The sequence below is a fragment of the Sphingomonas sp. R647 genome (genome assembly GCF_020177055.1).
In the GTDB taxonomy this organism is placed as follows: domain Bacteria; phylum Pseudomonadota; class Alphaproteobacteria; order Sphingomonadales; family Sphingomonadaceae; genus Sphingomonas.
This window is the reverse complement of record NZ_JAIQXT010000002.1, coordinates 502,843-523,488: the sequence shown is the minus strand read 5'-3', so window position 1 is coordinate 523,488 and position 20,646 is coordinate 502,843. Positions and strand designations below refer to the sequence as shown.

The 20,646-nt window shown below is 66.6% G+C and carries 17 protein-coding genes; 11 read left to right on the top strand and 6 right to left on the bottom strand.

The genetic code is table 11. The annotated features are described in order from the left end of the window. Positions 1-5 precede the first annotated feature (5 nt). Positions 6-683, bottom strand: a complete 678-nt coding sequence (gene ung / locus K9B35_RS06430; protein ID WP_224920974.1) for a uracil-DNA glycosylase — start codon at positions 681-683, stop codon at positions 6-8. Between the two features lie 59 nt (positions 684-742). Here ung and K9B35_RS06425 point away from each other — a divergent pair, with 59 nt between their 5' ends. Beyond that, positions 743-1,114, top strand: a complete 372-nt coding sequence (locus tag K9B35_RS06425; protein ID WP_224920973.1) for a tRNA-binding protein — start codon at positions 743-745, stop codon at positions 1,112-1,114. A gap of 180 nt (positions 1,115-1,294) precedes the next feature. On the opposite strand, the gene ubiG is transcribed toward K9B35_RS06425, so the two are convergent. Further along, positions 1,295-2,026: a bifunctional 2-polyprenyl-6-hydroxyphenol methylase/3-demethylubiquinol 3-O-methyltransferase UbiG gene (gene ubiG, locus K9B35_RS06420; protein ID WP_412103439.1), complete on the bottom strand. Its 732-nt coding sequence runs from the start codon at positions 2,024-2,026 to the stop codon at positions 1,295-1,297. 66 nt (positions 2,027-2,092) lie between these two features. On the opposite strand from ubiG, the gene K9B35_RS06415 reads away from it, so the two are divergent. Beyond that, positions 2,093-3,352, top strand: a complete 1,260-nt coding sequence (locus K9B35_RS06415) for an aspartate kinase (protein WP_224920971.1) — start codon at positions 2,093-2,095, stop codon at positions 3,350-3,352. Between the two features lie 24 nt (positions 3,353-3,376). Here the strand turns inward: K9B35_RS06415 and K9B35_RS06410 are convergent, their stop codons facing one another. After that, positions 3,377-3,643: a PepSY domain-containing protein gene (locus K9B35_RS06410; protein ID WP_224920970.1), complete on the bottom strand. Its 267-nt coding sequence runs from the start codon at positions 3,641-3,643 to the stop codon at positions 3,377-3,379. A 181-nt stretch (positions 3,644-3,824) separates the two neighbouring features. Next, positions 3,825-4,628: an endonuclease/exonuclease/phosphatase family protein gene (locus K9B35_RS06405; RefSeq protein WP_224920969.1), complete on the bottom strand. Its 804-nt coding sequence runs from the start codon at positions 4,626-4,628 to the stop codon at positions 3,825-3,827. A 99-nt stretch (positions 4,629-4,727) separates the two neighbouring features. Here K9B35_RS06405 and K9B35_RS06400 point away from each other — a divergent pair, with 99 nt between their 5' ends. From K9B35_RS06400 to ftsH, 9 genes are all read left to right on the top strand, one after another. Then, complete coding sequence (locus tag K9B35_RS06400; protein ID WP_224920968.1) at positions 4,728-5,246, top strand: hypothetical protein; 519 nt, start codon at positions 4,728-4,730, stop codon at positions 5,244-5,246. A gap of 47 nt (positions 5,247-5,293) precedes the next feature. Beyond that, complete coding sequence (locus K9B35_RS06395) at positions 5,294-6,313, top strand: NAD(P)H-dependent flavin oxidoreductase (protein ID WP_224920967.1); 1,020 nt, start codon at positions 5,294-5,296, stop codon at positions 6,311-6,313. Between the two features lie 41 nt (positions 6,314-6,354). After that, positions 6,355-8,295 (top strand): sulfatase-like hydrolase/transferase, encoded by a 1,941-nt coding sequence (locus tag K9B35_RS06390; RefSeq protein ID WP_224920966.1) that lies wholly within the window; start codon positions 6,355-6,357, stop codon positions 8,293-8,295. Between the two features lie 63 nt (positions 8,296-8,358). Further along, a complete protein-coding gene (locus K9B35_RS06385; RefSeq protein WP_224920965.1) occupies positions 8,359-9,057 on the top strand; it encodes a hypothetical protein in 699 nt (232 codons plus the stop codon). Between the two features lie 40 nt (positions 9,058-9,097). Further along, entirely contained in the window at positions 9,098-11,383 is a 2,286-nt protein-coding gene (ptsP, locus tag K9B35_RS06380) for a phosphoenolpyruvate--protein phosphotransferase (RefSeq protein ID WP_224920964.1), read from the top strand. 103 nt (positions 11,384-11,486) lie between these two features. Then, on the top strand, positions 11,487-12,449 hold the full coding sequence (locus K9B35_RS06375; RefSeq protein ID WP_224920963.1) for a helix-turn-helix domain-containing protein: 963 nt from the start codon (positions 11,487-11,489) through the stop codon (positions 12,447-12,449). 77 nt (positions 12,450-12,526) lie between these two features. After that, on the top strand, positions 12,527-13,480 hold the full coding sequence (locus K9B35_RS06370; protein WP_224920962.1) for a tetratricopeptide repeat protein: 954 nt from the start codon (positions 12,527-12,529) through the stop codon (positions 13,478-13,480). Beyond that, on the top strand, positions 13,443-14,531 hold the full coding sequence (gene tilS, locus K9B35_RS06365; protein ID WP_224920961.1) for a tRNA lysidine(34) synthetase TilS: 1,089 nt from the start codon (positions 13,443-13,445) through the stop codon (positions 14,529-14,531). Before K9B35_RS06370 ends, tilS begins: the two co-directional genes overlap by 38 nt. A gap of 69 nt (positions 14,532-14,600) precedes the next feature. Then, positions 14,601-16,559 carry an ATP-dependent zinc metalloprotease FtsH gene (ftsH, locus tag K9B35_RS06360; protein WP_224920960.1) on the top strand — a complete coding sequence of 653 codons (1,959 nt, stop codon included), beginning with the start codon at positions 14,601-14,603 and terminating at the stop codon, positions 16,557-16,559. A gap of 5 nt (positions 16,560-16,564) precedes the next feature. On the opposite strand, the gene K9B35_RS06355 is transcribed toward ftsH, so the two are convergent. Together K9B35_RS06355 and K9B35_RS06350 are read right to left on the bottom strand one after the other, a co-directional pair. Further along, a complete protein-coding gene (locus K9B35_RS06355) occupies positions 16,565-18,868 on the bottom strand; it encodes a J domain-containing protein (protein WP_224920959.1) in 2,304 nt (767 codons plus the stop codon). 10 nt (positions 18,869-18,878) lie between these two features. After that, the gene (locus K9B35_RS06350) at positions 18,879-20,579 is read right to left on the bottom strand and encodes an Hsp70 family protein (RefSeq protein WP_224920958.1); all 1,701 of its coding nucleotides are present in this window, start codon (positions 20,577-20,579) and stop codon (positions 18,879-18,881) included. Positions 20,580-20,646 lie beyond the last annotated feature (67 nt).

Below are 20,646 nucleotides of genomic sequence, written 5' to 3'. Positions count from 1 at the left end.
CGGGCTCAGACAGCCGGCAGCGCCCAGTCTATTTCACCGCGCCCGTGCGCACGCAGAAACGCATTCGCCTGCGAAAATGGCCGCGAGCCGAAGAATCCGCCATGCGCCGATAGCGGCGAGGGGTGGACCGATTTCAGCACCAGATGGCGCGGATCGACCGACGCCGCCTTTTTCTGCGCATGGCTGCCCCACAGCATGAACACCACCGGGTCGAGCAGCGCGTTGACCTGCGCCACCACCGCATCGGTGAACCGCTCCCACCCGCGCCCCTTGTGCGACGCCGCCAGCCCCATCTCGACCGTCAGGCAATTGTTGAGCAACAACACCCCCTGCTTCGCCCAATGTTCAAGGAACCCATGGCCCGGCGGGTCGATGCCAAGGTCGCTCTTGAGCTCCTTGTAGATATTCACCAAGCTCGGCGGCACCTTCACCCCTGGCTGGACCGAGAAGCACAGGCCATGCGCCTGTCCCTCTCCATGATAGGGGTCCTGCCCCAGGATCACGACGCGGACGCTTTCGGGCGGGGTCAGGTCGAGCGCGCGGAACCAGTCGGCGCTCTTGGGGAAGATGCGCTTTCCCGCCGTCTTTTCAGCCAACAGGAAGGCGCGCAGATCGGCCATATAGGGGCTGTCGAACTCGGCCTTGAGCGGGTCGAGCCAGCTTGGGTGCAACTTCACGGTCATGGGCAGGGACTGGGCGAATCCAGCCGCCTGTGTCAATCGACGCCGCACAGGAGACCGCGATGCACATGAGCCACGCCGCCGACGCCCCCGCCGCGCCGGAAATCAGCTTCGACCAGTTCCTCGCGGTCGACATTCGTATCGGCACGATCATCGCCGCCGAGCCGTTTCCCGAGGCGCGCAAACCAGCGTTCAAGCTGACCATCGACTTCGGCCCGGCGATCGGGGTCAAGCGCTCCTCGGCGCAGATCACCGAGCACTATACGCTGGACGACCTGCCGGGGCGACAGGTCGCCGCAGTGGTCAACTTCCCCCCGCGCCAGATTGGCCCGATGATGTCGGAGGTGCTGACGCTCGGCTTCCCCGATGCACAGGGGAAGGTGGTGCTGTTCCACCCGAGCGTGCCGGTGCCGAATGGCGGGCGGTTGTTCTAGGCGTTCAGCGCGATCTCATGCTTTGCTCATGACGCTCACGGGTTGGCGGGACGACTTTGTGCCGCCAACCAGGAGACGCAGCATGACTGACGACCGCCCGCAGCCACCAGCCCTACCCAACGAACATTCATCCGGTACGATCTTCGACCGGATCCACCGCTCGCCACGAATCCCTGATCGTTACGCCGAACGCCGCGCGGTCAGCAAATAGTTGAGCGCCATATCCTCGCTCAGATGAAACCCCGCGCCGGGCGAGAAGCTGAGGCCGCGCAGGTCGGATACTGCCATTCCCGCGTCCTCGAGCAACCCGGTCAGCTCCTCGGGCGTCAGGAACTTGGCGTGGTCGTGCGTTCCGCGCGGGATCATCCCCACACCCTCGGCAACCGTAATCATCGCCAGACGCGATAGCGGCGTGCGGTTGGGGGTGGACAGGATCATCAGCCCGCCGGGGGCCAGCGCCGCGACGAGGCCGCGCACGAACGCCGCCGGATCGGCGACATGCTCGATCACCTCCATCGAGGTGACAAGATCGAACTGGCGCCCCGCGACCTCGGTCTCGAACTCGCCCGCGCGATAGTCGATGGTCAGGCCCGCCGCTTCGGCATGCGCGCGCGCCGCGCCGATATTCTCGGGCGCCGCGTCAACCCCCGTCACCGCCGCGCCCATCCGCGCCAGCGGCTCGCACAACAGCCCCGCGCCACACCCGACATCGAGCGCGGTCCGGCCCTTGAGCGGCGCAAAATCGCGCGGATTGCTGCCCCAATGCGCGTCTATCGCCTCACGAATGTAGCGCAGCCGCACCGGGTTGAGCCGGTGGAGCATCGCCGACTCGCCCTTGGGATTCCACCAGTCCGCCGCCAGCCGACCGAAATGTTCAGCTTCACGCGGGTCAATCGTTGCTTTGCTTGTCATCGCCATCCCCCCCTCTTATCAGCGCGCCCACAGCTTCCCAACCGGGACTTTGGGGGACAGGTTCAAATGGCGCGTATCGTGATGAAGTTCGGCGGCACGTCGATGGCCGGGATCGAGCGGATTCGCAACGTCGCCGCGCGGGTGAAGCGCGAGTGGGAGGCGGGCAATCAGGTCGCGGTCGTCGTGTCGGCGATGGCGGGCGAAACCGACCGGCTGGTTGGGTTCTGCAAGGAAGCCTCGCCGCTCTATGACCTGCGCGAATATGACACGGTCGTCTCGGCCGGCGAACAGATCACCAGCGGGCTGCTCGCCATCGCGCTGCAGGCGATCGGCGTGCCCGCGCGCAGCTGGCTCGGCTGGCAGCTGCCGATCCACACCAGCAGTGCGCATGCCAGCGCGCGGATCGACACGATCGACACCGACACGCTCAACGCGAGCCTCGCGGACGGCCATGTCGCGGTCATTCCGGGATTTCAGGGTGTCGCCGACGATCATCGCATCACCACGCTCGGCCGTGGCGGATCGGATACCAGCGCGGTCGCGGTCGCGGCGGCAATGAAGGCGGACCGGTGCGACATCTATACCGATGTCGACGGCGTCTATACCACCGACCCGCGCATCGTGCCGCGCGCACGCAAGCTGACCAAGGTGACTTACGAAGAGATGCTGGAACTGGCGAGCGTCGGGGCGAAAGTGCTCCAGACCCGCTCGGTCGGGCTGGCGATGAAGGAGGGGGTGCGCGTGCGCGTGCTTTCTTCGTTCGAGGATACGCATGACGACACCGGCCATCGCGGCACGCTGATCGTTGGCGAAGAGGAGATCAACGACGTGGAACGGCAGCTCATCACCGGCATCGCCGCCGACAAGAACGAAGCCAAGGTGACGCTGACCAACGTCCCCGACCGGCCGGGCGCAGTCGCCCATATCTTCGGCCCGCTCGCGGAAGCCGGGATCAACGTCGACATGATCGTCCAGAACGTCGCGCACGCGACCGGATCGACCGACGTGACCTTCACCGTCCCGCGCGCCGAACTGGCTCGCGCGCTCGACGTGCTGGGCAAGCAAAAGGCGCCGATCGGCTATGACGCGCTGGTCCACGACACCAAGATCGCGAAGATTAGCGTCGTCGGCGTCGGGATGCGCAGCCATGCCGGCGTCGCCGCGACGATGTTCGACACGCTAGCCGAACGCCGCATCAACATCCTCGCTATCACCACCAGCGAGATCAAGGTCAGCGTGCTGATCCACGAGGACGAGACCGAACTCGCCGTCCGCGTGCTGCACACCGCCTATGGGCTGGACGCGCCGGAGGACGAGGCGGCCTGATCACGGCCGCCCCGCTTCTCATTATCAGTCTTCCAGCTCGCGCTCGACGATCTCGTACGTACCCGGGCGCAGCTTCAGATCGTAGCGCTTGCCGTCGGCCATGCGCGCGTCATCGACCTCCCAATAGGGGCCGTCATCGTCCAGCTCGACCTCTTCCCAGCTGACGAAACCGGCAGCGCGCACCGCCTTTTCGATCGCGGCGGCTTCGGTCGCGGTGGGCGCGCGATCGGCGAGCGCGGGGGTCGCGACGAGCACAGCAGCACCAGCGGCGGCGAGAGCGAATATCTTCATAAAAACCTCAATCCTTCCGGTCTGTGAATCACAGGCCAGGGCGCAGCGTACAGCGATGCTCGCATGCACGACCCGGCCGGTTCGATGCGTCCGACATCACGATCAAAGGATCGCCAGAGGGGCCCGGGCCGCCGGGGATTAAAGCATGGGACGGCGCGGGGTTCCCGCCTCCGCGATGTGCTCAGCGCGGCGTCAGGGTCGCCGCGACGCCATAATGGTCCGACGGGAACTCGCCCGCCACCGCATCGGCGATGCGCCGGGCGTCGCTGATTTCGAACGCGCGTGGGTCGGCGAAGATATGGTCGATCACGCGCGATTTGTGCCCGCGCGCGACCACCAAAGTCGTGTCCACCGCGCCGGGGGCAAGCACCGGCTCAAGCCCGCGGATCGCGATCGGCGCCAGCGCGGCTTCGTCGAGCGGCGCGTTGAAGTCGCCCATCAGAACCAGCGGCACATCGTCAGTCGGCAACCAGCCAAGCAGCCCGTTGATCTGCTGCGCCCGTACCGGCCCGGCCTCAGGCTGGTGGGCGAGGTGGGTGTTGACGACGTCGACCAGCCGCCCGCCGCTGCGCACCCGTACGCGCAGCGCGGTGCGATAATCGTTCGCCGGGTCCAGCTTGATCGTGTCCGTCTCCACCACCGGCAGGCGCGACAGGATCGCATTGCCATAACGGTTGGCCGCGCCGACCGGCGAGGTCGACATGAACTCGACGCGATAACCACCCAGCGCGGCGGCGATCGTCTCGGCCTGATTGGGCAGGTTTTTCTTCGAATCCTGCAGCACTTCCTGCAGGCCGATCACATCGGCATCGGCGGCGCGCAGCACATCGACGATCAGCTTGAGCCGCAGCGGCCAGTTGCCCGCATCGTGCCAGATGTTGAACGTCACCACCCGTAGCGGTTGGCGCGGCGCCATGGCGCGCGGGGCGCAAGCGGCAAGCGGGGCGGCGGCGGCAGCGGCGAGCAGGGTGCGGCGATCAATCATGGCCGAGGATTAGCAAGTCTGACAGCGCTGTCCAAGGTGACGCGTGCGGCAGGACTCCCGGGGGATTGAACAGAAGCCCGCCTGCGGCATTATCACAGGATGCGAAGCCTCACCCTGGTCGGCCCTGCCGCTTTCGTCGTGGCGCTCGCCGCCTGCTCCCCCGCCCCGGCCCCGCCGGGCAATGGCGAGGCGCAACAGCCTGCCCCGGTCGAATCCGTCCTCCCGCCCTCCCCCACGCCCTCACCCGCACCCATCGTGCTCGGCACCGTGACCGAGGCAGCAGCGGCGCGGTTGCAGGGCGAACTGCGCTGTGCATTCCTTTCCGACGCCGGGCGCCTAGTGCTGGTCGGGGCCGGCAATGTCGATCGGGCGAGCCGCGCAACGGTCGTCGTGATGCGCGACACGACACCGGTCCTGCTCACCGCGCGCGAGGCGGGCGGGTTCGATGCGCTGACCCGGGGCAGCAGCTTTGACGGCGAGAAGCTGATCGTCGCGATCACCCGTGGCGCCGAGCGGACGACCGGGCATGAGGGATCCAGCCACACCGCAACGCTATCGATCGAGGCTCCGGGATCTGCGCCGCAAGCGATCGACGGTGTATGGGAATGCGGCCCCTGACCGCTCGCAGCTTGCCTAACTGCGCAGACCGGCGCTAGGCGAGCACCATGACCATTGGTGAAGAGCGCCTCCAGCGCCGCATGGCGCGCGGCATCGAATTTCTCGGCAGCGAGACGGCAATCCTGTGCGGCGCGATGTCGTGGGTGAGCGAGCGCAACCTCGTCTCCGCCATTTCCAACGCGGGCGGCTTCGGCCTGATCGCGTGCGGCGCGATGACGCCCGAGCTGCTGGATGCCGAGATCGCGGCGACCAAGGCGCTGACCGACAAGCCGTTCGGTGTGAACCTGATCACCATGCACCCGATGCTGTTCGACCTGATCGCGGTGTGCGCGAAGCATCAGGTGACGCATATCGTGCTCGCCGGCGGGCTGCCGCCGACCGGGAGCCTCGATGCGATCAAGGCGAGCGGTGCCAAGGTCATCTGCTTCGCGCCGGCGCTCAGCCTCGCCAAGAAGCTGATCCGCTCGGGCGTCGATGCGCTCGTCGTCGAGGGGATGGAGGCCGGCGGCCATATCGGCCCGGTGTCGACCAGCGTGCTCGCGCAGGAAATCCTGCCCGAGGTGTCGGAGCAGGTGCCGGTTTTCGTCGCGGGCGGGATCGGGCGCGGCGAGGCGATCGCCGGCTATCTCGACATGGGCGCGGCGGGCGTCCAGCTCGGCACGCGCTTCGCCTGCGCGACCGAGAGCATCGCGCATCCGAACTTCAAGAAAGCATTCTTCCGCGCCAGTGCCCGCGACGCGATCTCGAGCGTCCAGATCGACCCGCGCCTGCCGGTGATCCCGGTGCGCGCGCTCAAGAACGCCTCATCCGAGCTGTTCACCGCCAAGCAGCGCGAAGTCGCGCAGCTGCTCGACGACGGCAAGGTCGAGATGATGGAGGCGCAGCTCCAGATCGAGCATTATTGGGCGGGCGCCCTGCGCCGCGCGGTGATCGAGGGTGATGTCGACAATGGCTCGCTGATGGCCGGCCAGTCGGTTGGCATGGTGACCAAGGAAGAACCCGTCGCCGACATCATCGCCCAGCTGATGGCCGAGGCCGCGGCGGCACTGGAGAAGCGGGCGGCTTAGCTAGATTGCGCCGCAACGTGGCGTGACGGCGAGCGCCCCTGATGCGGCCTTTGCCCGCGCCGGGTGCGGTATTCGACAGTAATTGCCATGGAGTTGTTATGCCGGGTTCTCCTCACGTTTCACGCCGCGGTGTCATCGGGGCGGGGCTTGCCGGAGCGGCTTCGGCTTCGCTGCCGCAAACCAGCGCGGCGACCGGCCTTCAGCGCCCGAACATCCTGTGGTTCGTCAGTGAGGATAATTTTCCCTATATCGGGGCTTATGGCGACAAGATTGCCCATACGCCCGCCATCGACGCGCTGGCGTCAAAGGGAGTGCTTTACCGGCACGCCTACGCCAGCGCACCGGTCTGTGCACCGTCCCGCTTCGCGATCCTGACAGGCGTCAATGCGCAAAGCTGTTCGCCCGCACAGCACATGCGTGCCGAAGCCGGACTGCCCAGGCAATTGCGGACCTATCCCGAATACATGCGGCAGGCAGGCTACTACTGCACCAACAACAGCAAAACCGACTATAATTGCGACGTCGAACCGGCACGCATCTGGAACGAAAGCAGCGAGACCGCGCATTGGCGCGGCCGCGCGCCGGGCCAGCCGTTCCTGGCTGTCTTCAATACGATGACGACGCATGAATCGCGTCTGTTCCAGCCCACAGCCGGACGGGTCAAGCCGCGGGACATTCGCGTCCCCGCTTACCTCCCCGATATTCCCGAGGTCCGCGAGGATTTTGCCAGCTATTATAATCTCATCGAAAAAATGGACGGTGAGTTTGCCGCCAAGATGGCCGAGCTTGAAGCGGACGGCCTGGCCGAAGACACGATCGTCTTCTATTATTCCGACCATGGCGGGGCGCTCGCCCGCAGCAAGCGCTATTGCTATGATGACGGACTTCGATGCGCGCTTATCGTGTATGTCCCTCCAAAGTGGCGACATCTTTCCCCGCAAGCCGGAGGCGAAGTCGGCACGCCGATCAGCCTGCTCGATCTGGCTCCGACATTGTTGTCGCTAGCTGGCGTCCCGCAGGCAACCCAGATGCAAGGCAAGCCCTTCCTGGGTCGCGACGCCGTCCGAAGTGAGTTGGCATTCGGCGCGCGCGACCGGATGGACGAACGATATGATCTGGTCCGCACGGTAACGGATGGTCGATATCGCTACATCCGCAATTACATGCCGCATCGACCATGGGGCATGCACGGCGCATTCGAATGGCTCGCAAAGAACTACCAGGGGTGGGAGCGCGAATATCTGGCGGGTCGGCTGAATGCAGCACAGACCCGGTTCTTCCAACCCAAGCCGTTCGAGGAACTCTATGACCTGCAGAGCGATCGCGATCAGATAGACAATCGCATTGCCGACCCCGCCTTGGGTGCAATTGCACGCCGGCTCCGGCGTGCGCTCGATCGTCAGATGATCGCGATCAACGACAACGGCTTCATTCCGGAAGGCTCGCCGCTGGAGGGATATTCCGAGAGTCGCCGGCCGGGCGCGTATCCACTCAAACAGATATTGCGGCTGGCCCAGATGGCAGCACGGGGGGACCGCCGCAAGCTGGGCGCATTCGAAGTCGCACTTGGCCACTCTAACGAAGTCATGCGCTTCTGGGCGGCGACGGGCTTGCTGATACTCGGCAAGGGCGCTGCGCAGACTAAACCGAAGCTCGTAGCGATGGCGGGAAGCGACCCGTCGAAACTTGTACGTGTCGCGGCAGCGGAAGCTTTGGTGCGGATCGGCGCTGAGCCCGCCGGCGTGGATTTCCTGATCGATTTGGCGCAGCCGACTCAAACGGCGCGCGTCCGTCTTCGCGCGCTTAATGCACTGACCGAAAACCTTGCGGAGTCCGGCCGCGCGCTTGCGGTCGCCAAATCGGCACGCGAAGACGCGGACGAATATGTGAAGCGCGCAGGCGCCTACCTGACCGCGCGTTTGGAAGGTAGCTACGATCCTATGACCTCGAATGCTGCCGGGATCCGCCGCGGGTCACCATAGTTCCATTGGCGCGGCGCCCACTGGATTAACCAATCTTTGACACCCGCCTGCTTGGGTGGCGGGATGAGCCGCCTCCTCCTCGCTATCCCGCTATTCGCCCTCGCGAGCGCCTGCGCTGGACCGGAGCGGATTGCCGCGCCCGCGCCCCTTCCGGTTCCTCTGCCTCCCCCGGTCCAGACCGCTGCGCCGCGCGCGCCCGATGGGGCTGCGGCCAACCTTACCATTCCGGCGCGTCTCCCGGACGGCAGCTATGCAACCCTCAACCGAACGGTCTCTGCCAAAGCAGCCGCATGGCATTTGCGCGCTGCATTCAATGTCGCAGCACTCAACTGCAACGATCCGGCGCTGGCGCCCGCCTATAACCAGTTCCTCAAGGCACATCGCGGCGCGCTGAAGGCGGCGCATCACGCGCTGACCCGCGAGCATGGCGACGCATCTTCGTTCGATCCGGCGATGACGCGGCTTTACAATTACTTCGCGCAGCCGCCGGTGATGGCGCAGTTCTGTGCGACCGCCGCGCCGCTGCTGCATCAGGTCGCCGCACTTCCGGCGGCCGAGCTGCCCGCCATCGCGCCCGCCGCGCTGGCGCAGATCGATCGGCCCTTCACCGATTTCTACGCGCGCTATGACGCCTGGCGCGCCGATCTCGCCGCGTGGCGCGCGGGCGACGCTCCGGCGACCCCACGTCTCGCCTATGCGACCGAGGTGTTCCGCGCCGAGCCGCATGTCGGTGGCGGCACGGTCACGCTCGCCGCGCGCTGAATTTCTTGGCGCTATCGGGGCGATCTGATAGCGCTCTCCCATGCCCGTTTCCGCCGCCGCCTCCGCCCGCGAAATCCTGACGCGGTTGCACGACGTGATGGCGTCGCGCACCCCGGCCCAGTCCAAGCTCAACGCCGTGGTCGAGATCATCGGAGAGTCGCTGCGCAGCGAGGTGTGTTCGATCTACCTGCTGCGTGAAGGCGTGCTCGAGCTGTTCGCCACCCGTGGCCTCGCGCAGGAGGCGGTCCACGTCACCAAGCTCGCGCTGGGCGAGGGTCTGGTCGGCATGATCGCGAAGAATGTCGAGACGCTGAACCTAGACGAAGCTGCCTCACACCCCGACTTCGCCTACCGCCCCGAGACGGGCGAGGAGCAGTTCCACAGCTTTGCCGGCGTGCCGATCATCCGCAAGGAGCGCGCGGTCGGCGTGCTCGCCGTGCAGCATGCCGATCCGCGCAAGTATGAAGAGGTGGAGATTGAGGCGCTTCAGACCGTCGCGATGGTGCTGTCGGAGCTGATCGCCAATGCCGGCCTGATCGACAGCGCCGACACCAGCGCGGGCGGATCGACCCGCGCCCAGCCGACCGCGACCGCGCGGATCAGCGGGTTCAAACTGGTCGAGGGCATGGCGGCGGGCGCCGCCGTCTTCCACCAGCCGCGCATCACCATCGAACACACGGTGGCCGAGGATACCGAGGCCGAGCGTCACCGCGTCTATGCCGCGTTCGACAAGATGCGCGAGCAGATCGACCGCATGACCAGCCAGGCCGAGTTCGGCGTCGGCGGCGAGCATGAGGAGATCCTCGAGACCTACAAGATGTTCGCCTATGACGAGGGCTGGGGTCGCCGGATCAATGAGGCGATCGACAGCGGCCTGACCGCCGAGGCGGCGATCGAGCGCGTCCAGCAACGCACGCGGATGCGCATGCGGCAGATCGACGATCCGTTGCTGCGCGAGCGGATGCACGATCTGGAGGACCTCTCCAACCGCCTGCTGCGCATCGTGTCGGGCCAGCTCGGCACTGCGGCGCAACTGGGTCTGCGGCAGGATTCGATCCTGATCGCGCGCAATCTCGGCCCCGCCGAACTGCTCGAATATGACCGCCGCCGCCTCAAGGGCGTGATCCTTGAGGAAGGGTCGCTGACCGCGCACGTCACCATCGTCGCGAGGGCGATGGGCGTGCCCGTGCTCGGCCGCGTCAAGGATGTCCGACGTCTGGTTGCTGAAGGCGACCGGCTGCTGCTCGACGTGACCGAAGACTCGCTGGTCGTCCGCCCGACCCATGCGATGGAAGAGGTGTTCGAGGCGAAGCTGCTGATCACGCAGAAGCGCCGCGCAGTCTTTGCCTCGATGCGCAACCTCGCGCCCGAGACGCGCGACGGCCATCGCGTGACGGTGATGGTCAATGCGGGGCTGCGCGACGATGTCGCCGCGCTCGACCTGACCGGCGCAGACGGGATCGGGCTGTTCCGCACCGAATTCCAGTTCCTCGTTTCCGCCACCCTGCCCCAGCGCGAGGGGCAGAAGCGCCTGTATCGCGACGTGCTGGAGGCCGCGGGCGACCGCCCGGTGATCTTCCGCACCGTCGATATCGGCGGCGACAAAGCACTCCCCTATCTCGACCATGACGAGAATGGCGAGGAAGAAAATCCGGCAATGGGCTGGCGCGCGCTGCGGCTGGCGCTGGACCGCGAAGGGTTGATGAAGGTGCAGGCGCGTGCGCTGCTCGAAGCTGCCGCCGGGCGCACGCTCAGCGTCATGTTCCCGATGGTGTCCGAACCCTGGGAGTTCGAACAGGCGCGCGCAATCTTCGAGGCGCAGCGCAGCTGGCTGGAGGGGCGCGGGCATAAATTGCCGCTGCACATCCGTTATGGCGCGATGCTGGAGGTACCGGCGCTCGCCGAAGTACTCGACATCCTGCTGCCGCAGATCGATTTCCTGTCGATCGGCACCAACGACCTGACCCAGTTCCTGTTCGCCGCCGACCGCGCGCACCCCAAGCTGGCGGTGCGCTATGACTGGCTCTCCCCCTCGATCCTGCGCTTCTTGCGCCGTGTGACGCGGGAGGCGCATGCGGCAAATGTGCCGGTCGCGGTGTGTGGCGAGATGGGCGGGCGACCGCTCGAGGCGATGGCGTTGATCGGGCTTGGCATCGACCGGCTGTCGATCACCCCGGCGGCGGTGGGGCCGATCAAGGCGATGGTCCGCAGCCTGAACCACGCCGCGCTCGGCCCGGCGATGGACACGCTGCTGGCGAAGCCGCCGCGCGACATGCGGGCCGCGCTGGAAAGCTGGGCACAGGCCAACGGGGTAGAGTTGGCCTGAGCCAAATGCCGGAGGAATGCTGGCATTTCAGGTAGTGCGCAGGTTGACACTCCATTAAGGAGTACAACAAGGCGCGCGAGCATCAGACACCGGAGGGAATTGAATGGACGGCGAACCGGGCGACACCCCGAACCTGTTTCCGGTGAAGGTCGGGGAAAAGCTGCGTGACGCCCGTCTGGCGCAGGGACTGGAATTATCCGATGTCGCCGGGCGCACACGCATCCCGCTCCGCCACCTCGCGGCGATCGAGGCGTCGGACTATTCAGGCCTTCCCTCGCCCACCTACGCGATCGGCTTCGTCAAATCCTACGCCCGCGCGATCGGCGCGGATGAAGTGGCATTGGCGCGTGAACTGCGCGCCGAGACCGCGAGCACCTTTGCTGCGCGCGAAGTCTATGAGCGCTATGACCCCGAAGAACCGGTACGCGAGCCGCCGAGCGGACTGGCCTGGGCGGGCGCGATCGTCGCGCTGTTGCTGCTCGGCGCCGTCGGGCTGTGGTACGGGACCGACCTGTTCCGGGGCGGGATGAGCGCAGCGCCCGAGCCGACGCCGACTGCGATCGCTACCCCCGACGCGGTGCCGAGCGCGGAGCCGACGCCGGTAACGGGCGGGCAGGTCACGCTGATCGCGACCCAGCCGGTTTGGCTGCGCATCTATGATGCGGCGGGGACGCGGCTCTATGAAAAGGAAATGGCGGCGGGTGAGCGCTACGACGTGCCGGCCGATGCCAACAATCCGATGATCAATCTGGGCCGGCCGGAAGCCGTGCAGGTTACGATCGACGGGGCCGAAGTGGCCGCACTTGGACGCCCCGGCATCGCCATCAAGGATGTGCCGATCAGCGCGGATGCCCTGCGCACGCGTGGCCAGCCCGGCGCCGCCGCGACGCCCGCTCCGGAGTCGAGCCAGGCCGCGACGCGGACACCGACGGCGCAGCGCGCTCCGGCCCCGCGTCCGGCCGCTGCCCCGACGCGCAGCCCGGCGACGCAGCCATCGGCCACGACGCCTGCCCCGGTCCAGCCATCGGGTCCGGCGCCACAGCCGGCCGCGACGCCGGATGCTTAAGGCTGGGGTCAGCATCGGTGGACGAGACTTTGGTGCTATAGAAGGTTGAGCGAAGGGTATCGCGGGTGGGGACGAATATGCGTTTTCTGAACAAGAGTGCGGCAATGGCGGTGGTGCTGGCGGGGCTGGCATCAATCGCCGTGCCGGTGGCGGCACAGACCAGCCGCGACGGGATCGAGGGCCGGGTCGACCGGCTGGAGCGTGAGATGCGCGCGGTGCAGCGCAAGGTGTTTCCGGGCGGCGCAGGCCAGACGGTCGAACCGCAGATCACTGCCCCCGACCGCGGCGGCCCCGCTCCCGGCATCCCCGCGAGCGGCGTGGTCAGCGACCTGACCGCGCGGGTCAGCGCGGTGGAATCGCAGCTGTCGACGCTGACCGGCCAGATCGAGCAAAACCAGTATCGCCTGCGCCAGCTGGAAGAGGCGTTCACCGCCTATAAGCGCTCGACCGATGCGCGGTTGAAGGCGCTGGAAGATGGTGCCTCGTCGGTTGGCGGTTCGGCCCCGGTGAGCGGGATCGGCGGCACGCCGACGCCCGGCCCGCGTCCGACGCCGCCGCGCCCGACCACGCCCCCACCGACGACAACGGCGCCGGTGCCGACCACGCCGGTGGCAGGGATCGAACGCCCCAGCACCGGCGACGCGGCCGAAGACACTTACACCTATGGCTTCCGCCTGTGGCAGGCGAAGCAGTATGACAAGGCGATCGTGGAACTGCGCAGCGTGGTGCAGAAGCATCCCAAGCATCGCCGCGCCAGCTACGCCCAGAACCTGCTCGGCCGCGCGCTGCTCGACCAGAACAAGCCCGCGCTCGCCGCGACCGCCTTCTTCGAAAACTATCAGAAGATGCCCAATGGCGAGCGCGCGCCGGACTCGCTCTATTATCTCGCCCAGGCGCTGGTGAAGATGAAGAAGCCGGCGAGCGAAGTCTGCAAGGTCTATGACGAGCTGACCCAGGTCTATGGCGACCGTATCTCCGAAGCGATGAAGATGGATGTCGCCACCGGCCGTTCCGCCAGCAAGTGCCGGTGACGCGCTGACCCCGCTCGATCCGGCCTGGATCGAGCGGTTTCGGCGCGATCTGGAGGCTGCCCTCGGGAAGCCCTTTGAAGGAACGCTTGCGCTCGCGGTTTCCGGTGGCCCGGACAGCATGGCCATGCTCGCATTGGCCCAAGCCGCCTTTCCGAAGAGCGTAGTGGCGGCGACGGTCGATCATGGGTTGCGACCCGCTAGTGCCGATGAGGCGCGGATGGTCGCAGATTGGTGCTCGACGGCTGGTATTCCGCACGCGACCCTCAAGCCCCCGCGGCGCATCTTTCAAGCCAATGTGCAGGCCGATGCGCGCCACCTGCGCTATGATCTGCTCGGCCAATGGGCCATCGAAACTGGCGCCCACGCGCTGCTGACCGCGCATCATTGCGACGATCAGGCCGAGACATTCCTCATGCGTGCTCGTCGTGGATCGGGTCCAGGGGGGCTTGGCGGCATCCGAACGCGATGGCGCTGGGAACGCCATCGCTGGCACAATGGCTACCCCAAAGGCGGAGCGGCCGCAGCTGCAGACGTTGATGGGGTGACGGTGCTTAGACCGTTGCTCAACTGGCGGCGGGCAGACTTGCGTGCGATTGTCGAACTGAACGCGATCCCCTTTGTCGATGATCCCAGCAATGCGGACGAACGATTCGATCGCGTCCGCATGCGTCAGCTTCTTGCTCACAATCCTTGGCTCGATCCGGTCGCACTGGCGCGATCCGCGCGGATTTGCGGAGAGAGCGATGCCGCTCTGGCCGCGATGATGGACTGGGTCGGGCGTGAGCGGACGCTCGCGAGCGATGTGGCCGAACGGCGCATCGATATGAGCGGACTGCCGCGCGAACTGCGGCGCAGGCTCGCGCGCGACGCAATTGGCTACGTCCGGTTGATCGAGGGTCTGACCGAGGGCAGCTGGAGCGATTCGGCCAACATCGAATCGCTGCTGGACGCACTCGAAAGCGGTTCGGGCGCCACCCATGCCGGGGTCCAGGCGACCGCAAAAGGCGAAATCTGGCACTTCCGCCCCGCCCCGCCGCGTCGATCACACTGATCGAAGCTGTTCCATTGCCATTAACCTGCGACCGCCTATCTTGTGCGCTGAGGAAGGTGCAAGCGACCCATGAGCGACGACAACAAGACCCCCGGCCCTGAGAATAACGGCAATCCGTGGATGAAGAGCCTGCTCGTGTGGGTCGGCATCCTGGCTGCACTCGCACTGTTCGTCAGCATGTTCGGCGCGCCGAGCAGCACGACCGCCGGCACGACCATCGCCTATTCCGAATTCCTCGACAATGTCGAACAGGGCAAGGTCAAGGAGGTCAATGTTGCGGGCAACGTGATCACCGGCACGCTGTCGACCGACGCGAAGTTCCGCACCAACGCCGTCCCCAACCCCGAACTGATCCCGACGCTGCGCAAGCAGGGCGTGACGATCAGCGCACGGCCGGAGGAAGGCCCGTCGATCTGGCAATATGTGCTGGTTCAGGCGCTGCCGTTCCTGCTGTTCCTTGGCATCGCCTTCTTCGTTCTGCGCCAGATGCAGAAGGGCTCGGGCAGCGGCGCGATGGGCTTTGGCAAGTCGCGCGCCAAGCTGCTGACGCAGAAGGAAGGCAAGGTCACCTTCGACGACGTTGCCGGCATCGACGAAGCGCGCGAAGAGCTGGAAGAAGTCGTCGAGTTCCTCAAGGACCCGACCAAATTCGCCCGCCTGGGCGGCAAGATTCCGAAGGGCGCGCTGCTGGTCGGATCTCCCGGCACCGGCAAGACGCTGCTCGCCCGCGCGATTGCGGGTGAGGCCGGCGTGCCGTTCTTCACCATCTCCGGCTCGGACTTTGTCGAAATGTTCGTCGGCGTCGGCGCGAGCCGCGTGCGCGACATGTTCGAACAGGCCAAGAAGAGCGCACCGTGCATCGTCTTCATCGACGAAATCGACGCGGTCGGTCGCCATCGCGGCGCGGGCCTCGGCAACGGCAATGACGAGCGCGAGCAGACGCTGAACCAGCTGCTGGTCGAGATGGACGGCTTTGAAGCCAATGAGGGCATCATCATCGTCGCTGCGACCAACCGTCCCGACGTGCTCGATCCCGCGTTGCTGCGTCCGGGCCGGTTCGACCGTCAGGTCGTCGTGCCGCGCCCGGATATCGAGGGTCGCATCAAGATCCTGCAGGTCCATATGAAGAAGGTGCCGCTGGCCCCCGACGTCGATGCACGTGTGATCGCGCGCGGCACGCCGGGCTTCTCGGGCGCCGACCTTGCCAACCTCGTCAACGAAGCCGCGCTGATGGCGGCGCGCAAGGGCAAGCGCCTCGTCGCGATGAGCGAGTTCGAGGACGCCAAGGACAAGGTGATGATGGGCGCCGAGCGGCGTTCGATGGTGATGACCGACGATGAGAAGCGGATGACCGCCTATCACGAAGCCGGCCACGCGATCGTCAGCCTGCACGAGCCGGCATCGGATCCGATCCACAAGGCAACGATCATCCCGCGCGGGCGTGCGCTGGGCATGGTCATGCGTCTGCCCGAGCGTGACAGCTACAGCTATCACCGCGACAAGATGTACGCGAACCTCGCCGTCGCGATGGGCGGCCGCGTCGCTGAAGAAGTGATCTTCGGCTATGACAAGGTCTCGTCGGGCGCGAGCGGCGACATCCAGTACGCCACGGGTCTTGCCCGCGACATGATCACGAAGTGGGGCATGTCGGACAAGCTCGGCCCGGTCGAATATTCGCAGCCCGAAGGTGAGAGCTTCCTCGGCTATTCGGCATCGCAGCCGCGGCACATGTCGAACGAGACACAGCAGGCGATCGATGCCGAGATCAAGGCGACGGTCGAAGGCGGCCTGACCCGCGCGCGCGACGTGCTGACCGAGCATATCGACCAGCTGCACCAGCTGGCCGGCGCGCTGCTCGAGTACGAGACGCTGTCGGGCGAGGAGATCAAGAAGCTGCTGTCCGATGGCGACATCGGTCGGCCCGATCCCTCCACGATCAAGGGTCCGGTCGGGGTTGCCGGCACGTCGATCCCCAAGACGCGGCGTCCCAAGGGTCCGTTCGGCAACCCGGCTCCGCAGGGCGCGTAACCGCCCTACTTCTTCTCTGATTTCGGTGCGGCCCGTGCGAGTAGCGCGGGCCGCATTGTTTTTGCGATGTCGATGTCGGGTTGGGCGACCAGCCCCTCCACCATCGCGATCCGGGCATCGCACTTCGCGCCCGCATCCGTCCCGTTGAGCGCCGCTGCAAAGCGGTTGGCGGCGGCGGTGTCGCCATTGGCGGCAATCCGCAGTAGCTCCGAAGCGGTGATGTCACGCCCCTGCCCCAATTCGCGCACCCCCTGCGGCGCACTCGCCGCAACGCGCAGCGCATGGGCGTAATGCCGTTCACGCAACTGGCGGCTGAACATCGACTGCGTCTCATCGCGATCGCCGACGCAGACGCGTGGGTCCTCCATCCGCAGCTCGCGCATCCGGGCGAGGCGAATGTCCATCTCCGCCGCGATCAGCGCCGCCGAGGCGAGCGGCAGTCGCTGCTGATAGGCAGCGTTGACCAGCGCGTCGATTTCCCGCGACCCCGCGCTGCGATCGCGCGCGCCGTTCGCCATCGCCGTGCGGATCGCGGCAACCTCCGCATAGAGTTTCGGATTGCCGGTCTTCACCGCACGAAAGCCCGGCTCGCTCGCTTCCAGCGCCTTCATCGTATCGGCGGGGGAAACCGAAATCGGCGGCATCAGATCGCCCTGCTTCTGCGATGGCGGGATCGACATCACCGCCGCGACGACCAGCATCGCCCACAACACTATATTGGCGAGCGAGGCCACCCCATCGCCGCGCCCATTCGGATCGGCAGCACGCAGGCCGCTCATTACCACCAGACCGGTCCCCGCCGCCGCGCCCCACGCGATCAGGGGCGTTCCCGGTAGCCAGTCGCTGCGGACGATCGCCCCGACGATCAGCGCGAGCATCAGGCCGAGCGCGATCAGCACCGGGCTCGGCGCGATCAGCCGCGCAATGGCTCCGCGCGCCGAAAGGCCGACCAGCCCGCATGATGCGCCGAATACCAGCACCAGCGCCTGTTCGGCCACGTTCATCGCGGCAAAGGCGGGGCCGATGAACAGGCCCGCGACGCCGAGCACGACCACCCGCTGCCACGGCAATCCGCCGCCGCCATGTTCACCGCCATCGAGCACGAACATGGCAAGCGCCAGCGCAAAGGCTGCGGCGGCCATGCTTCCCGCGATCCATGGCGTTGCCGGCGCGCCGATCGCCGCCGCCGTCACCATCAGCCACAGCCCGAACCGCCAGCCGAATCCGCCAGGACTATCCTGCTGCCCCTGCAACCGTCGCCAGCGCATCGGCGCAATGAACCGCCAATGCGCCACGGCCAGCGCCACGCCCGCCGATCCCGCAGCAACCGCACCCCATAGCTGCAATGCCGGCGTCGCGCCGACCAGCGCGAACAGCCCCGCCCCCAGCGCCCCGATCAGGAGCAGCGCCACCTCGGCAAAGCCAAAGCGCGGCGCGTCGAGATGCGCGCGCCACCATTCTGCGGCCTTGGGGTGAAAACTGTGCGCGATCCCCGGCACATCATAGTCCGCCAGCTCGAACAGCTGGCGGACCTGTTCCGCCACCCCCGGGCGCACTGCGGCAAGGCGGCGCAGCCAGTTCGCGCGTTTGCCATTGGTCAGCGCGCGCCACCCGCCCTGCAGCGCATGGCCGCCGCGCCCGAACGATGCGATCAGGCGCCATTCGTCGAGCCGCGCGCGCAATGCCCAGACTGCGGGCGGATGATTGCCCTCCCCTTCCCAGCCGAACACTGCCATCGCCTCACGCAGGATCGCGTCGCTGCGCGGGATGGTGTCGGCGATCAGCGCGGCGAGGCGGTATTCGGTGTGCGCGCGCCGGTCGATCTCCATCAGCGCGGGCGCACCCATCACCGCGTCGAACGCGGCGCGGATCGCGTCGCGATCCTTGAACCACGGCCCACGCAGCCCGGCATCGAGATCGGCGAGCCGACGCTCAAGCTCGGCGGCATCGGCGGCACGCGCCGCTTCCAACGGATCGGGCGGAGCCGCTGGCGTCGCGGCGGCATCACGCGGCAACGAGCCAGAGGGTTCGAATGGCGCGGCGTCGTCGGCGGTGACGAGAACCGGCTCGGGATCGTCGGCGACCGCCGCAACGACCTCCCCGGCCTCATCTTCGCCTTCATCGTCCCAGTTATCGAAATGGTCGTAATCGACCCAGCGCAACGCCTGTTCATAGGCTTCGCGCAGCGCCATGAAGCCCTTGGCGTCATCCTCGGGATTGGTGGTCTTCAGCCTGGCGGCATAGGCCCGGCGGATCGTCGCGCGGTCGCTGCCGCGCGGCACGCCGAGCACCTGCCACCACTGCTTCACAGGCCGAACTTCATAGGAACGTCTCGCCCTCAAGCTGGTCGAGCGCGCTGTGCAGTTCCTTGCGCGCGGTCTCGATCGTGCGCGGGTCCTGGGTCTCGAGCGCAGCGGCAAAGCGCGACATGACTTCGCCGACCCAGAAACGCTGCGCGCCCAGGAAATTCTCGAAGCATTTCTCGCCGCGCGCGATCGCCGCCTTGTTCTCCGCCTCGTCGCGCGGATGGACCTTCAGGCCCGCCAGCGCCGCGCGCGCCTTTTCCAGCGCGGCGGGGTCGGCGACATTGCCGTCATTGATGACCAGGCTCACGGTCTCGCCGCTCTCGGGGACGATGATGTCGACCTCGAGCAACCCGGAGATATCGTAGGAGAAGCGGACATCGACCGGCTGTCCCGCCTTCGCGCGCGGCACCTGAACCGTCGTGCGCCCGATCTCTACATTGTCGCGGACCAGCCGCGCCTCGCCCTGATAGATGCCGAATTCCACGCGAGTCTGGTTGTCGTTCATCGTGCTGAAGGTGTGGACACGGCTCGCCGGAATCACCGTGCCGCGCTCGATGATCGGCGCGAACAGTCCGTCCTCGATCCCGCCACCGGGCAGGCGACGGGCAACCTCGACCCCCAGCGAATAGGGGCAGACATCGGTGACGACGACTTCCTTCAGCGCCGAATCGCGCGACTTCAGCCCCGCCTGCACCGCCGCGCCCAGCGCCACCGCCTCGTCGGGATTGACCGTCGCATTGGGGAAGCGGCCGAACATGCGCGTCACCGCGCTGCGTACCACCGGCATCCGCGTCGCGCCGCCGATCAGGATGATCTCTGACAGTTCCGCGCTCTTGATCCCCGAGTCGCGCATCGACCGCAGCACCGGTTCGCGCAGCCGGTCGATCAGCGGCTTGGCCGCCTCCTCGAACATCGCGGTCGTCACGGTGTGGCGATATTCGGCATCGTTCCACACGATCCGCATCTCCGCTTCACCCGCGCTGCTCAGCGTGCGGCGCGCGCGTTCGGCGGTTTCGCGCAGCTTCTGGTGCAGCGCATCGTCACCGCGCCCGGCATTACCGAATTCGCCAGCATGCGCGTCGCGCATCAGCGTCACCATCAGCTCGTTGAAATCCTCACCGCCCAGATGATTGTCGCCGGTCGAGGCGCGCACCTCGATAATGCCTTCGAAAATCTCGACGATCGACACGTCGAACGTGCCGCCGCCAAGGTCGAAGACCAGGAAGCGCGATTCATCGGCAAGCTGGTGGATGCCATAGGCGAGCGCGGCGGCGGTCGGTTCATTGACCAGCCGCTCGACCTTCAGCCCCGCCAGTTCGCCCGCACGATGCGTCGCCTTGCGCTGCTTGTCGTTGAAATAGGCGGGGACGGTGATCACCGCCTCGGTCACTTCCTGCCCCAGAAACGCCTCGGCATCCGCCTTGAGGCTGCGCAGGATCAGCGCGGACAGTTCCTCGGGCGCGAAGCTGCGCTTGCCGAGCTTGGTCGTGCGCTGCGTCCCCATATAGCGTTTGAATGCGGTGATGGTGACGTCGGGATGGCTCGCCATCCGCTCGCGCGCGGCAAGGCCGGTGATCACATCGCCATTCTCATCGATGCTGACCGCCGAGGGGGTGAGGAAATGGCCGAGCCGGTTGGGGATCAGCTCCGCCGCACCGTCACGAAAGACCGCCGCGGCACTGTTCGTGGTGCCGAGGTCGATACCGATAATCATTTCACTGCGCCCCCTGTCGATTCGGGCGAACTCTAACGCGCCCCGCGCGGCTGTGAAGCGGACGAAT

Bases quoted from the DNA above. Each gene is read 5' to 3' on its own strand.
- ptsP (WP_224920964.1), top strand. From the start codon at position 9,098: ATGCCCGTTTCCGCCGCCGCCTCCGCCCGCGAAATCCTGACGCGGTTG.
- ubiG (WP_412103439.1), bottom strand. From the start codon at position 2,026: ATGACAAGCAAAGCAACGATTGACCCGCGTGAAGCTGAACATTTCGGT.
- K9B35_RS06390 (WP_224920966.1), top strand. From the start codon at position 6,355: ATGCGGCCTTTGCCCGCGCCGGGTGCGGTATTCGACAGTAATTGCCAT.
- K9B35_RS06400 (WP_224920968.1), top strand. From the start codon at position 4,728: ATGCGAAGCCTCACCCTGGTCGGCCCTGCCGCTTTCGTCGTGGCGCTC.
- K9B35_RS06350 (WP_224920958.1), bottom strand. From the start codon at position 20,579: ATGATTATCGGTATCGACCTCGGCACCACGAACAGTGCCGCGGCGGTC.
- K9B35_RS06415 (WP_224920971.1), top strand. From the start codon at position 2,093: ATGGCGCGTATCGTGATGAAGTTCGGCGGCACGTCGATGGCCGGGATC.
- K9B35_RS06410 (WP_224920970.1), bottom strand. From the start codon at position 3,643: ATGAAGATATTCGCTCTCGCCGCCGCTGGTGCTGCTGTGCTCGTCGCG.
- K9B35_RS06425 (WP_224920973.1), top strand. From the start codon at position 743: ATGCACATGAGCCACGCCGCCGACGCCCCCGCCGCGCCGGAAATCAGC.
- K9B35_RS06375 (WP_224920963.1), top strand. From the start codon at position 11,487: ATGGACGGCGAACCGGGCGACACCCCGAACCTGTTTCCGGTGAAGGTC.
- K9B35_RS06405 (WP_224920969.1), bottom strand. From the start codon at position 4,628: ATGATTGATCGCCGCACCCTGCTCGCCGCTGCCGCCGCCGCCCCGCTT.
- tilS (WP_224920961.1), top strand. From the start codon at position 13,443: ATGTCGCCACCGGCCGTTCCGCCAGCAAGTGCCGGTGACGCGCTGACC.
- K9B35_RS06395 (WP_224920967.1), top strand. From the start codon at position 5,294: ATGACCATTGGTGAAGAGCGCCTCCAGCGCCGCATGGCGCGCGGCATC.
- K9B35_RS06370 (WP_224920962.1), top strand. From the start codon at position 12,527: ATGCGTTTTCTGAACAAGAGTGCGGCAATGGCGGTGGTGCTGGCGGGG.
- ftsH (WP_224920960.1), top strand. From the start codon at position 14,601: ATGAGCGACGACAACAAGACCCCCGGCCCTGAGAATAACGGCAATCCG.
- K9B35_RS06385 (WP_224920965.1), top strand. From the start codon at position 8,359: ATGAGCCGCCTCCTCCTCGCTATCCCGCTATTCGCCCTCGCGAGCGCC.
- ung (WP_224920974.1), bottom strand. From the start codon at position 683: ATGACCGTGAAGTTGCACCCAAGCTGGCTCGACCCGCTCAAGGCCGAG.